Source organism: Amycolatopsis sp. 2-15, assembly GCF_030285625.1.
Lineage (GTDB): Bacteria > Actinomycetota > Actinomycetes > Mycobacteriales > Pseudonocardiaceae > Amycolatopsis > Amycolatopsis carbonis.
Genome location: NZ_CP127294.1, coordinates 7,216,741 through 7,228,841, shown reverse-complemented (window position 1 = coordinate 7,228,841; position 12,101 = coordinate 7,216,741). Strand labels below are relative to the sequence as shown.

General features: G+C 70.2%; 15 protein-coding genes and 2 pseudogenes. 10 read left to right on the top strand and 7 right to left on the bottom strand.

Going from position 1 to position 12,101, the window contains the following annotated elements:
- Positions 1-331: 331 nt before the first annotated feature.
- Entirely contained in the window at positions 332-577 is a 246-nt protein-coding gene (locus tag QRX50_RS35815) for a hypothetical protein (RefSeq protein ID WP_285967520.1), read from the bottom strand.
- Here QRX50_RS35815 and QRX50_RS35810 point away from each other — a divergent pair.
- The 5 genes from QRX50_RS35810 (at position 568) to QRX50_RS35790 (ending at position 3,349) form a co-directional block, all read left to right on the top strand.
- Positions 568-939, top strand: coding sequence for a hypothetical protein (locus QRX50_RS35810; protein WP_285967519.1), 372 nt, complete (start codon positions 568-570; stop codon positions 937-939). The two genes, QRX50_RS35815 and QRX50_RS35810, sit on opposite strands and share 10 nt — an antisense overlap.
- 151 nt (positions 940-1,090) lie before the next feature.
- The gene (locus QRX50_RS35805) at positions 1,091-1,717 is read left to right on the top strand and encodes a DedA family protein (RefSeq protein WP_285967518.1); all 627 of its coding nucleotides are present in this window, start codon (positions 1,091-1,093) and stop codon (positions 1,715-1,717) included.
- Between the two features lie 30 nt (positions 1,718-1,747).
- Positions 1,748-2,584: an undecaprenyl-diphosphate phosphatase gene (locus QRX50_RS35800; RefSeq protein ID WP_285967517.1), complete on the top strand. Its 837-nt coding sequence runs from the start codon at positions 1,748-1,750 to the stop codon at positions 2,582-2,584.
- A 397-nt stretch (positions 2,585-2,981) separates the two neighbouring features.
- A complete protein-coding gene (locus QRX50_RS35795; protein WP_285967516.1) occupies positions 2,982-3,107 on the top strand; it encodes a hypothetical protein in 126 nt (41 codons plus the stop codon).
- Positions 3,104-3,349, top strand: a complete 246-nt coding sequence (locus QRX50_RS35790) for a hypothetical protein (protein ID WP_285967515.1) — start codon at positions 3,104-3,106, stop codon at positions 3,347-3,349. Before QRX50_RS35795 ends, QRX50_RS35790 begins: the two co-directional genes overlap by 4 nt.
- Before the next feature lie 304 nt (positions 3,350-3,653).
- Here the strand turns inward: QRX50_RS35790 and QRX50_RS49985 are convergent.
- A pseudogene (locus QRX50_RS49985) lies at positions 3,654-4,129 on the bottom strand (glycosyltransferase); the annotation flags it as partial.
- 69 nt (positions 4,130-4,198) lie between these two features.
- Positions 4,199-4,924 (bottom strand): COG4705 family protein, encoded by a 726-nt coding sequence (locus QRX50_RS35780; protein WP_285967513.1) that lies wholly within the window; start codon positions 4,922-4,924, stop codon positions 4,199-4,201.
- A gap of 282 nt (positions 4,925-5,206) precedes the next feature.
- Between QRX50_RS35780 and QRX50_RS35775 the strand changes: the two genes are divergently transcribed.
- From QRX50_RS35775 to QRX50_RS35760, 4 genes and pseudogenes are all read left to right on the top strand, one after another.
- Positions 5,207-6,847 carry an alkaline phosphatase family protein gene (locus QRX50_RS35775; protein ID WP_285967512.1) on the top strand — a complete coding sequence of 547 codons (1,641 nt, stop codon included), beginning with the start codon at positions 5,207-5,209 and terminating at the stop codon, positions 6,845-6,847.
- 137 nt (positions 6,848-6,984) lie between these two features.
- Positions 6,985-7,374, top strand: a complete 390-nt coding sequence (locus tag QRX50_RS35770) for a glycosyltransferase family protein (RefSeq protein WP_285967511.1) — start codon at positions 6,985-6,987, stop codon at positions 7,372-7,374.
- Complete coding sequence (locus tag QRX50_RS35765; RefSeq protein WP_285967510.1) at positions 7,362-8,012, top strand: glycosyltransferase family protein; 651 nt, start codon at positions 7,362-7,364, stop codon at positions 8,010-8,012. Before QRX50_RS35770 ends, QRX50_RS35765 begins: the two co-directional genes overlap by 13 nt.
- Positions 8,009-8,419, top strand: a pseudogene (locus QRX50_RS35760) (polysaccharide deacetylase family protein); the annotation flags it as partial. The gene QRX50_RS35765 and the pseudogene QRX50_RS35760, both read left to right, overlap by 4 nt.
- 204 nt (positions 8,420-8,623) lie before the next feature.
- Here QRX50_RS35760 and QRX50_RS35755 read toward each other — a convergent pair.
- From QRX50_RS35755 to QRX50_RS35740, 4 genes are all read right to left on the bottom strand, one after another.
- On the bottom strand, positions 8,624-9,628 hold the full coding sequence (locus QRX50_RS35755; protein WP_285967509.1) for a M56 family metallopeptidase: 1,005 nt from the start codon (positions 9,626-9,628) through the stop codon (positions 8,624-8,626).
- A gap of 15 nt (positions 9,629-9,643) precedes the next feature.
- Entirely contained in the window at positions 9,644-10,006 is a 363-nt protein-coding gene (locus tag QRX50_RS35750) for a BlaI/MecI/CopY family transcriptional regulator (protein ID WP_285967508.1), read from the bottom strand.
- Between the two features lie 27 nt (positions 10,007-10,033).
- Positions 10,034-10,522 carry a hypothetical protein gene (locus tag QRX50_RS35745; protein WP_285967507.1) on the bottom strand — a complete coding sequence of 163 codons (489 nt, stop codon included), beginning with the start codon at positions 10,520-10,522 and terminating at the stop codon, positions 10,034-10,036.
- Positions 10,523-10,707: 185 nt separating this feature from the next.
- Positions 10,708-11,103 (bottom strand): hypothetical protein, encoded by a 396-nt coding sequence (locus tag QRX50_RS35740; RefSeq protein ID WP_285967506.1) that lies wholly within the window; start codon positions 11,101-11,103, stop codon positions 10,708-10,710.
- Between the two features lie 305 nt (positions 11,104-11,408).
- Between QRX50_RS35740 and QRX50_RS35735 the strand changes: the two genes are divergently transcribed.
- Positions 11,409-12,101: a response regulator transcription factor gene (locus QRX50_RS35735; protein WP_285967505.1), complete on the top strand. Its 693-nt coding sequence runs from the start codon at positions 11,409-11,411 to the stop codon at positions 12,099-12,101.

Here is a 12,101-nt window from a genome sequence, read left to right as displayed (position 1 = left end):
GCCCGGCCGAGACTGCTGGCCAGCCATGGCGGGAGTCCCGTGGCAGCTTTCACTCGAAGCGCGTGGGTTCGTCGATTCTTGGTTGTTACGGGGCGTGAACCTGTGCGGGAGTGTCGTGTGTGAAGTCGTTTCTGCGCGGGTTCAGCTGAAGCCTGCGGAGGCCAGAGCGTCACACGAAGCCGTGAACCATCGCCTCGAGAAGATCAGGCGTTCTGACCCCGAGGCACCCACGTCGCCGGACTCGCGGTGCTGTCCGTCGGCCTCGCCAGCCTGGCTCGTGTGCTGGCACGGAGGCGCGGGAGCCACGAAGAGCCGGCGTGATCCGAGTCGGTCACCGGTGGCCGACGCGGGGTGCGGGGGTGGCGGAGAACTGGCCCTGCCAGCTGGCTTGCGCGCCGGAGTCGCCGATGCGGTAGATGTCGTAGGCGGCGCCGGCGGCGACGAGGATCGCCGCGGCCGCGATGACGGCGGTGACCGATGTCGAGCGGGGTGCGAGGAGGGCCCGGCGGGGGACCGGCAGCCGCAGTACGCGGCGGGGGAGGCCGTCGGCGGGGAGGTGCTTTCGCGGTGGCGCCACCAGATCACGAGGGCGAGCGCGGCGACGGCGATGGCGGAGTAGACGGCGGTGTCGCCGAGTTCGGTGTGGGCGCACACGAGTGGCGTGGCGGCCACGCGGCGCTCGAGCCATTCGCCGGCGTCGGTGGTGATCGGGACGAGGACCAGCACGAGGACGGCGAGCACGGCGTTGGGCCCGGCCAGCTTGCGTCGCGCGGCGGGCCACAGCGCGCAGAGGACGAGGAGCAGCGCGGCGAGGGGGAGCAGTACGACGATGGCGTGTACGAGCAGGATGTGGGCGGGCAGGCCGTTGAGCGTGGTCATTGGTTCCTTTGGGCGGTGACGGGGGTTCAGGGGCAGCGGACGACGGCGCAGGCTTCGTAGTCCGGAGCTCGGGCGCGCGGTCGGCACGGACGCCTGAGCCCGGTGCGTCTGGGGTTCGAACGCTGGGCCTGGCCACCCCGTAAAACGACAATGGTGTAGAAATACTACATCATTGTCGAATATTTGGTCTCCGGGGAAGGCGGTCTCCTGCATGATTCCGTTGAGCGCGACGTCGTGGCTGTCGAGCCTCGGCACGGCGGGGGTGTTTCTCGTCCTGTTCGCCGAAACCGGCCTGCTGATCGGGTTTTTCCTGCCTGGTGACTCGCTGCTGTTCACCGCCGGGCTGTTCTGCACCACCAGTGCTACGGCCACCGTCCACCTGTCTCTGCCGCTCGTGCTGGTGGCGGCGGTCGCCGGTGCGCTGCTCGGGGCGCAGACCGGGTTCGTGCTGGGTCGCCGCGGGGGCCGGGCACTCCTGTCACGCACGAGCAACGCGCACTTGCACCGCGGGCTGACCAGAGCCGAGGAGCTCCTCACCCGCTACGGCCACGCGAAAGCGATCGTCCTCGCCCGGTTCATCCCGGTTGTGCGCACAGTGCTGAACCCGCTCGCGGGCATCCTCGACGTGCCCGCGCGGACGTTCACCCTGTGGCAGGTCTTCGGGGGGCTGCTGTGGTCGGTCGGCGTCACGGTCGCCGGGTACCTTCTCGGGGCGAGCATCCCGGGGGTCGACCAGTACCTGCTGCCGATCATCGCGCTCGTGGTCATCGTCTCGCTGATCCCGCTCGCGCTCGAGGTCCTGCGGAGCCGCAAGCAGCGCCGCGGAGCCGGCTCCTGATGTTCCCGTCCCTCGGCAAAGGAAAATGCGTTGAGCGCGATCGACCTCGGCCAGTCGGTGATCCTCGGGATCGTGGAAGGCCTGACCGAATTCCTGCCCGTGTCGTCCACCGGGCACCTGAAGATCGCCGAGGGGCTGCTCGGCATCCCGGTCGACGACCAGTCCGTGGTCGGGTTCACCGCGGTGATCCAGGTCGGTGCCATCGCCGCGGTGCTGGTGTACTTCTTCCGCGACATCGTGCGGTTCGCCGCGGCGTGGGGGCGCGGGCTCGTTAACGCGCGGGCGCGCCAGGAACACGACTACAAGTTCGCCTGGTGGGTCATCCTCGCCACGATCCCGATCGTCGTCGCCGGCCTGCTGTTCCAGTCGCTGGTGAAGGGTCCGCTCGCGTCGCTGTGGGTCGTCGCGATCTCGCTCATCGCCGGCAGCGGGATCATGTGGGCGGCGGACCGGTTCGGGACGGGCAAACGCGGGGAGGCCGAGTCGACGTTCGCCGACGCGATGCTGGTCGGCTCGTCGCAGATCCTCGCCCTGCTGTTCCCCGGGTTCTCCCGCTCCGGCGCGACGATCTCGACCGGGCTCCTGCGGGGCCTGGACCGGGTTGCCGCCACGCGGCTGTCGTTTTTCCTGTCGATCCCGGCGCTGACCGGAGCCGGCCTCTACGAGCTGAAGGACGCGCTCGGCGGCGGAGTCGACGTGCTGCCGCTCTTGGTCGGGACGGTCGTGTCGTTCGTCGTGGCCTACGCCGCGATCGCGTGGCTGCTGAAGTTCGTCGCGGCGCACACGTTCACGACCTTCGTGATCTACCGCGTTGTCGTGGGGGTCGCGCTGCTGGCCGCGCTGGCGTCGGGCCTGCTGTCCGCCTGAGCGGAGCCTGGCCGCGCGAAGCCTCGGCGGTGAGCGCTTCGCGGCAGCGATGATCCTCTCGCCGTGGGCGAACAGGTCGTTGAGGCCCGCTGCGCATGAGCCGGTCTGGACCAAGCCGAGCGCACGGCTGCCATTGCCGAACCGGGTTCGACCAGGCTCAACGATAGCTGCCTTCTCGATCCACGGTGGACACGGTTAACGGGGCGCGAGACCTGTTGTCCAGCGCCTTGCCCTGACTTTGATTAGCTGGGCTTGCCAAACGATTGAGTGGACGGGTGCCCATTGGGGCGATATTGCCCCGTCCCTACAGTTGCGACCGCTGCTCGCCCGACCGGGAACTCGACGCCGGGCTGATCTGCTGCTACCAGCAGAACCTCCCTCTACATGGTTCGAAGTCGTGCAAGCCCGCCTCGCCGGTGAGCCCCCGGCCGACTACCTGCGCCCCTTCGGCGGCGACTACCTCTTCACCCTGCCCGGCGAGCGCGACGACCACGACTGGTATGGCAGCGGCCTGCTCGCGTGAACCGCCAGAACCTCGCCGTAGATCGCCAGCAATCCGTGGGTCGCAGTGTCCCAACCGGACTCGGCGGCGTGGCGGCGCGCTTCGGAGCGGTGGTCTTCGGTGAGGAGCGCGCGGGCGCAGGCGGGCAGGTCGGCGGGCCGGTCGACGGGGAAGAACCGCGCGGCGGTGGTGCCGAGGAGCGTGGTGCGGGCGGCGGCGAGGACGAGGCCGAGGGTGTCGGTGGTGGAGGGGAAGACGAATAGGTCGGCGGAAACGGTAGGCCTCGGCGGAGTGCGTCGCCGCACAGCGTGCCGGTGAACACGGTGTCCGGCGGCAGGGTGCACTCGAGCTGCGCCGGGGCCGGGCCGTCGCCGACGAGCACGAGCCGAAAGCCACCGGACGGCGTGGCGAGCGGGCGAGACGCTGCAGGCCCTTTTCGGCGGCCAGGCGGCCGACGTAGAGCGCGACGGGCCGGCCGGTACGCCGAGGGCCGGAGGCGGGGTGGAAACGCCGGAGGTCGACGCCGCGGGGCCAGAGGCGCACGTCGGTGATGCCGTGGCCGGCGAGGTCGTCGACGGACGCGGTGGAGGTGGCGAGGTTGAGGTGCGCGCGGCCGTGCAGGGCGCGCAGCAGGGACCAGATCAGGGGTACGGCGGGGCCGAGCCGGTAATGATGGGCGTAGCGGGCGATGTCGGTGTGGTACGACGCCACGATCCGCCGGCGCTGCCGGCGCGCGGCGAGCAGCCCGGCCACACCGAGCAGAACGGGGTTCACGAGGTGGACCACGTCGGGTCGAACTCGCGCAGGTACCGGCCGACGCGCGGGAGCGGCAGGCCCCACCGCTTGCCCCCGTAGAGGAACGTCGCGCCGACCGTCGGTACGGTGCGCACCGCTGCACCGGTCACCGCCGAGCCCGGACCCTCCGGCGCGATCACCAGCACGTCATGACCGGCCGCGTGCAGCTCCCGCACCGTGGCCACCAGCCTCGTCACGATGCCGTCGACGGAGGGCAGCCACGTCTCGGTCACCAAGGCGACGCGCATCCCGGAGCTACCGGTTCCGCGGGACGGAGCCGGAGCCGGTCGCGACATGTCCGCCGACGAGCGCGGCGATCACGAGCAGCAGCACGAGACTGACAGGCCCGGTCCCCAGACCCACCCCCCTCGGTCGGGCCCGACACCGAACCAGTCCGCAAAGGACGCACCCAGTGGCCGCGTGAGGATGTACGCCGCCCAGAACGTGCCGACGCGACTCGCGCCGGGGAACCGGGTCGCGATCGCCGGGAGAGCGATAACCACCGCGAACCCGATGCCGGAGCCGAGATACCCGAGGTGCAACGTCGTCGCGGTCAGATCGCCGACGGCGGTGCCCAGCGCGAAGGTTGTGCCGACGGCGAGCCAGTAGAAGAACTCGCGGCGCGGTGTGCGGATCTTGTGGATCGACAGCGTCTTCTCGAACCGGTACCACAGCAGGAAGACCACGCCCAGCGCGACAGCGAAGGCCGCCGTCGACACCGCGTACGGCACGCCCAGGCCCACATGGGCGACATCGGCCGCGATGGTCCCGAACACGCTGACCAGCAGCACGGTCGTCCAGTACAACGCCGGACGGTAGGAACGCGCGCGAAACTGCGCAACAAGGGACACGGCCAACGCCAGGCCGGCCAGCGCCACCGCGATCACCGGGTCGATCAGGTGCGCGAGGAAGTCGCTCGTCGTCTCCCCGACACCGGTCGTGAGTACCTTGATGATCCAGAAGAGGGCGGTGACCGCCGGGACCTTCGAGGCTCCGCGGTCGCGGGTGTGGCGCGCACCGTCGATCAGTTCCGCTGCCGTCATGGGGAAATTCTCGCATTCTCCGGTGTTGTCGGTGCGATCGGAACGAATGTTCCACCCGTGTACCGGTTGCTTGTTTTGCCGGTATTCTTCTTGCCATTGAATAGTCAGTGGTAAACCTGACGCTAACCTTCGATGCTGTACCGTGGTGCGTCATTCCGCCTGGAGTGTCAGGAATTCAGTTCACTAGATGTTCTCCCTCAGGTTTCCCGGAATCCGTTTCGGCGGCCTGGAATACCCCGGGTGCCGCCGACTTCGGCCGCGCAACAGCCAGGAGGAAGATTCGTGTCGAGAAACCGCACACCGTTGTTCGCCCTGCTTGCCGCCGCGGGATTGTTCGCCACCGCCGCGCCCGCGGCGGTGGCGCAGCCGGCGCGCTCGGGACAGCAGCACGTCCTGCTTGTCTCGGTCGACGGCATGCACCAGTCGGACCTCGTCTGGTACACCGCGACCCATCCGCATGCGGAGCTGGCGGACCTGCTCGCGCACGGCACGCAGTACACGCACGCGAGCACTCCGGTTCCCTCGGACTCGTTTCCCGGCTTGGTCGGCCAGCTCACTGGCGGAAACCCCGCGACCACCGGCGTGTACTACGACGCCACCTACAACCACGCCCTGCTGCCGGCCGGCACCACGCATTGCGCCGGGGCGAAGCCGGGCGCGGTGGTCGACTACACCGAAGACCTCGATCGCGATAAGAACGCCCTTGACGCCGGGCAGGGCGTGGCCGGTCTGCCCAGCGGCGTGCTGACGATGACCGGCAACCCGCGCACGCTCATCGACCCGGCGAAACTGCCGGTCGACCCGCAGACGTGCAAACCCGTGTACCCGCACCAGTATCTGCACGTCAACACGGTCTTCGAGGTGGCCCGCCAGGCCGGGCTGCGCACCGCCTGGTCGGACAAGCACCCCGCTTACGAGCTGCTCAACGGACCGTCCGGCACCGGTATCCAGGACCTGTTCACGCCCGAGATCAACAGCCAGGTGCCGGGCGCATCGTCCGGATCGGACTGGACGACCGACAACGCCGCGACCCAGCGCTACGACGCCTACAAGGCCCGTGCGGTGCTCAACGAGATCGACGGCTACGACCACAGCGGCACCATGAAGGTCGGCACTCCTGCGGTGTTCGGCCTCAACTTCCAGTCGGTGTCCACCGCGCAGAAACTCCCGGTCTCCGGCGGCCAAGCGGGCGGCTATCTCGCCGGTGGCGCCCCTGGGCCCGTCGTGCGCTCGGCGCTCGACTTCGTCGACCGGCAGCTCGGCGCGTTCGCCGCCGAGCTCAAGCGGCGCGGCATTGACCGGAGCACGACCATCGTCCTGTCCGCCAAACACGGCCAGTCGCCGATCGACCCGAACGCGCTGACCCGCATCGACGACGGTGCCCTGCTCGACGGGCTCAACGCCGCCTGGCGCGCCGCGCACCCGGGGGCGGCCGACCTCGTCGCCCAATCGACCGAGGACGACGCGATGCTGCTGTGGCTCACCGACCGCTCGGCCGCGGCGACGACGTTCGCGAAGAACTACCTGCTGGCCCAGTCCGGCACGGGCAACGGGGCCACCGGTGCGGCGAAACCGTTTGTCCACTCCGGACTGGCGACCGTTCACGCGGGAGCCGACGCCGCTCGCTACTTCGGCGTGCGCCCCGGCGACGACCGGGTGCCCGACCTCGTCGGCCTGACGGTGCCCGGCGTCGTCTACACCGGCGGGCAGTCGAAGATCGCCGAACACGGCGGCGCTGCCGCCGACGACCGGTCCGTCCCCTTGGTCGTCAGCGGCACCGGCCGTGGCCAGGTGGTCGGCGGTGCCGTCGAGACGACGCAGATCGCGCCGACCATCCTGCGGCTGCTGAACCTCGACCCCCGCTCCCTTGCCGCCGTGCGTGCCGAAGGAACCCGCGTGCTCCCTGGGCTCGACCGGCACTGACGTCGACGGTCCTCACCCCGGTGGCAGTCCGGGGTGAGGACCAACCCGGCGAACCGGACACGCACACCCAGAACCACCCTGCATCTACATGAATGTAGATTTACTACATACCTGTAGATACTCTGGAAGGCGTTCACATGGAGCGTGTGGTGATCGTGTCGGCTCGGATCGGCGCTGGGCACGATGGTGCGGCGAAGGAGCTGGCCCGGCGGATGGGGGAGCGTGGCACCCCCTCGGACGTCGTGGACTTCCTGGACCTGCTGCCCGGACGGCTCGGCCGGATTCTGTGCGGCGCCTACCATCGGCAACTGCAGGTCGCCCCGCGCAGCTGGGACTGGTTGCTCGGTGCACTCGGCTCGCCGGGTCTGGCCGCGGCGGCGCACCGGTTCGCGGGGCTCGCGGTCGAGAAGCTCGCGGCTGCCGTGGACGGTGCGCAGCTGGTCGTGTCGACTACCCGCTTGCCACGCTCGCCGCCGGGCGGCTGCGAGCGCAAGGGCGGCTCGCACAGGGGTTGGTGGCCTACCTGACGGACCCCTCCGTGCACCGGCTGTGTGTGAGCCCGTGGGCCGATCTGATCGTGGCGCCCAACGACCTCGCGGCCGAGCAGGCCCGGGCGCTCGGTGCCGTTCACACGGTGGTCCGGAAACCATTGGTCGCGCCCGCGTTCCGGCCGGTTGCCGGGGCCGCCGAAAAGGCCTTGCTCCGCTTGGCGCACGGCCTTCCTGCGGACCGCGCGCTGGCCCTCGTCGTCTCGGGCTCCTGGGGTGTCGGCGAAGTCGAACGCACGGTGGCCGACTTGCAGACTGAGGGCAGTGTCGAGCCCGTGGTCGTCTGCGGTCGCAACGACGCGCTGCGGCACCGGCTCGAGGAGGCGGGTGTGCGGCGCGTGTTCGGGTGGGTCGACGACATGGCCGGCCTGATGCGCGCCTGCGACGTCGTAGTCCAGAACGCGGGCGGGCTCACCACCTCGGAGGCGCTCGCCACCGGCCTGCCCGTGCTGACCTACCGCTGCCTGCCCGGGCACGGCCGCGCCAACGCCGCGGTGCTCAACCAGGCCGGCACCGTGCCGTGGGTGCGGTCGCCGGATGCGCTCGGCGTGGCCCTGTATGTGGCTCTGCAACCGCCGATGTTGGACGCCATCGCGCCCGTCGCGGTGGCAGGATGATGCGGGCCGCCGCGGTGGCGGCGGCGGTCGCGGCGCACGCCGGGCCGGCCGCCCTGTTCCTGCCGCCGGTTCGCGCGGCGCTCGCGCCCGCGCTGGCCGGCCTCGGCGATCCCGGCCACGTCGCCCTCACCTTCGACGACGGGCCGCACCCGCGGTCCACACCGCATTTCCTGTCGCTGCTGGCACGGACCGGCACGCGGGCGACGTTCTTCGTGCTCGGTCGTGAGCTCGCCCGCGCCCCGGAACTCGGCCGCGAGATCGTCGCGACCGGGCACGAGCTCGCGGTGCACGGCTGGGACCACCGGTGCTTTCTGCGCCGCTCCCCGTCCGCTCTGCGCGATGATCTGGCCCGCACGATGGATCTGATCTGCTCCGTGACCGGGGAACGGCCGGGCTGGCTGCGCGCTCCCTACGGTGTGTTCTCCTCCGGCGCGCTGCTGGCCGCGCGCACCCTGGACCTGCGTCCGGTGCTGTGGACGGCCTGGGGCTTCGACTGGACCAGGCACGCCACCTCGGAATCCGTGGCCGCGAACGTCCACAAGGGACTTCGCGGCGGTGGCACGATCCTGTTGCACGACTCCGACGTCGAAGCTGCGGTCGGCGCGTGGCGCTCAGCCCTCGGCGCACTCCCGGCGATCCTGGCGGACTGCGGTGAGCGAGGCCTGACCGTGGGGCCGCTTCGCGAGCACGGGGTGGGCCGAGCACGAGGCCAGCTGAGCGGCTTCGATGTCGGAGTGCAGCGTGATCGCCGCCTGGGCTCCGGCGCCGGCCGACCAGGCAGGGCCGGCCAGCACGATCGCCACGGCGAGGGCCGTGATCCCGCGCCCGCACACACCCGGTGACGGTGGGGCATCGGCAAGCAGCGCGCGCACCCGTTGGGGCACCGGGCCGCCGCCCGCCGCGAGCGCGTACGACGCTGGTCTCTTGTCCGCCAGCGCCGCCTTCGCCACCGCGGTCGCCACCACCCGTCGATTGCCCACACCAGTGGCCGCGGCCTCGTCGGCCCAGCGCTCCATCGCGAACCGCGCCGCCGTCGTGAGGGGACGGATGAACGGGTTGAGCGCACCCGCGAGGACCCCCGCGGCGGAGTAGACCGGGTGCCTGAGCCGCAGGTGAGCACGTTCGTGATGGAGCAACGCGGCCCGCTCGTCCGCCGACAGCGCGGCGAGCATGCCCGTGGACACAGCGATTCGGCCGCCACGGCCGGCGATCGCGAACGCCACCGGGTCCGCGCCGGGCAAGACCACGACGCCGCCATCGCCCGAATGCTTGTCCAGTTCGGCGTGGACCCGCCGGTACCAGCGCCATTGACCCAACGCGGTTCGCCCGAGGGCCACCACCACGCCGATCAGCAGCACTCCGCAGGCGATCGCCAGCGGCACGTCGGAGCCCGCGATCACGCTCAGCGTGGCGGGGGAGAAGTCACCGAACTCGGCCACCGCGGGCACGAGTGACAGCCCCGCGACCGCGCCCAGCGCCAGCGCGCATGTGCTGCCGGCCGCGAAGATCACGGCCAGGAACGTCAGCAGCCACGCGCCGTGCTGCGGGGTCAGCCGCGGCGCCAGCCATCGGGCCACCGGCCACGAGGCCAGCGGCACCAGCAGTGGAACGAGCACGCCCGGGTACATCGATCACGTGCCTTCGCGGTCGCCTTGCAAGAGCTGCAGCAGCGCTTGCTCGTCGTCGGGGGGCAGGTTCGAGACGAACCGGGCCAGCACGCTTTCCCGGTTGTCCTCGCTGTCGAGCACTGCCCGCATCCGGCGGGCGGCGAGGCCGGGAGCGTCGTCGACAGGGTGATAGGCGAACATCCGGCCCTGCTTTTCGCGGGCCAGGACGCCCTTCTCGTGCAGCCGGGACAGGATCGTCACCACGGTCGTGTAAGCGAGGGAGTCGTCGCCGAGCCACTCCCGCACTTCCGCTGCCGAGGCGGGCTGATCGTGCTGCCACAGCACGGCCAGCACCTCGGCCTCCAGCTCACCTGGTCCTCTACGCATGGTATGAATCTACACTGTTGTCGTATTTTACGGTGTCGTGGACGGCGGGAACCTCAGGGTGGTGGCGAAGAAGTCACGCTGGTCGGGTTCCAGGTAGCGGCCCACGCTGCCGGGTATGGCGGGCAGCAGTTTCGTCGCGCCCGCGTTCGGGTCGCCGGGCCGGTAGCTGTTGAAGGTGACCATCGGCGAGTGGATGTCGAGCTCCATGCCCTGTTGGATGCCCGCCTGCACCATGGCGTCGGCGAGGGTGTGCAGGGTCAGGCCGGTGCCGCCGACGTAGATGAGGTTGCCGGCCCGGTCGGTGCCCAGACCTGAGCGCCAGGTGTACTGGAACTGGTTCGACGCGCTGCCCCAGTGGCCTGCCGGGTTGAGGTCCAGTCCCCGCATCGGGGCGCCGTGGTCGATCACGAGATCGAGGTTCTGGCGCACGGCGGCGATGTTGGCCTTGATCGTCGCGTCCCGCCCCCACTGCGCCACCGACACCCGCCCGGTGTTGTCGATGACGACGGAGGCCATGCCGTCGTGGAGGGGCGAGACGGTGGTGCCGTCGAGGTAGAAACCGCCGTTGCAGTCCTTGAGCTAAAAACCGGAGTTGAACGCGGCCACGAGTGTGCTGTGCATTTCGGAGGGAATGGAAGCCGGGCCAGGGCCGCCGGGGTCTTTCGTCCCGGCGAACAATTGCGTACGCACCAGGGACTGGTTCAGCCACGCGATCCCGCGACCACGCTCGCGTGGGCCGGGTCGGGCTGGATGAATGTGGTGTATTCGGCGACCTGGTCGCCGCTGCGGGCCCCGGGGGTCCACTCACCGGCTCCGGCGGAGGCGGACGGGTCGACCGGGAGATTCCGCGGGCGAGGGCCGGTACCACCGGTGGCCGGTCCTCCCACCATGGGCAGCTCGCCGGCCGACGGCGGTGCACTCGAGGGTGGGTGCCGGGTGAACCAGCAGTTCTCCACGGCGTTGACCACACCACCAAGTCCTATGTCCCGCAGCCAATCCACGGTCCGGACGGACACGCTCGCGTCGCCGGGGGAGGTCAGTGCGTAGGCGTAGGTTCCGTCCGGGTAGCCCACCAGCGCCGCGACGACCAGAAGCACGATCCGGCGCCGCCAGCGTCCCTTCCGCGGCGCCGGAGCCGACTGGGGAGCCGTCGGCCGAGGGCCGGGCCGGCGCGGGGAAACCGGATGTGGGTACAGCTGATCGGCGGACATGACCCCAAGCTGTTTCGGGTTGTGTGTACGCATGGGAAGCCGCAGGTTAGTGCCAGGGAAAAACGCATTCACGGACGAATGCCAACTGATTTCGCTGCCGGCGCCGGTAAGAGGACAGTCCGCTCAGGTTAGCGGCAGGCAAAATGATCGTGGTCTGCGCTCGAGCCGGGAAATGCGGATATTCTCGGGGCATGGCCCGAGTCCTTGTCGTCGAAGACGACCGCACCATCGGTGAGGTTCTGCACACGAGCCTGACCCAGCACGGGCACGAGGTCGCGTGGCACACCCGCGGCCGCACCGCCCTGCAGGACGCCGCGAAGCAGCCGTGCGACCTGGTCCTGCTCGACTTGAGCCTGCCGGACCTGGACGGTACCGAGGTGTGCCGCGAACTGCGCGGTGCGCTGCCGGCCTGCGTGATCGTCATGCTCACCGCACGCGCCGAAGAGATGGACGTGGTCGTGGGACTCGAGGCGGGCGCGGATGACTATCTCGTAAAACCGGTGCCGCTGGGCGAACTGCATGCTCGTCTGCGCGCGCACCTGCGGCGCCACTCGACCGATCGCAGCCAGGTCGAGATCACGCTCGGCCGGCTGCGGATCGACCCGGCCGCTCGCCGGGTCACCGTGGACGGGATCGAGTGCCAGTTGCGCGCCAAGGAGTTCGAGCTCCTGCTGCGCCTTGCCCAAGATCCCGGCAACGCGGTGAGCCGCGAAGCACTGATGGCCGACGTGTGGGATGCCCACTGGTTCGGCTCGACCAAGACACTCGACGTCCACATCGCCACGCTGCGACGCAAACTCGCCGAGGCCGGCGGTGCGGGCCCGATGCCGGAGATCGCCACCCTGCGTCGCCACGGCTACCGGCTCGAGGAATCGGAAGGGTGA

Coding starts and splice junctions, on each gene's coding strand:
- QRX50_RS35805 (WP_285967518.1), top strand. CDS start 1,091: ATGATTCCGTTGAGCGCGACGTCGTGGCTGTCGAGCCTCGGCACGGCG.
- QRX50_RS35780 (WP_285967513.1), bottom strand. CDS start 4,924: ATGACGGCAGCGGAACTGATCGACGGTGCGCGCCACACCCGCGACCGC.
- QRX50_RS35770 (WP_285967511.1), top strand. CDS start 6,985: ATGGAGCGTGTGGTGATCGTGTCGGCTCGGATCGGCGCTGGGCACGAT.
- QRX50_RS35750 (WP_285967508.1), bottom strand. CDS start 10,006: ATGCGTAGAGGACCAGGTGAGCTGGAGGCCGAGGTGCTGGCCGTGCTG.
- QRX50_RS35745 (WP_285967507.1), bottom strand. CDS start 10,522: ATGGCCTCCGTCGTCATCGACAACACCGGGCGGGTGTCGGTGGCGCAG.
- QRX50_RS35735 (WP_285967505.1), top strand. CDS start 11,409: ATGGCCCGAGTCCTTGTCGTCGAAGACGACCGCACCATCGGTGAGGTT.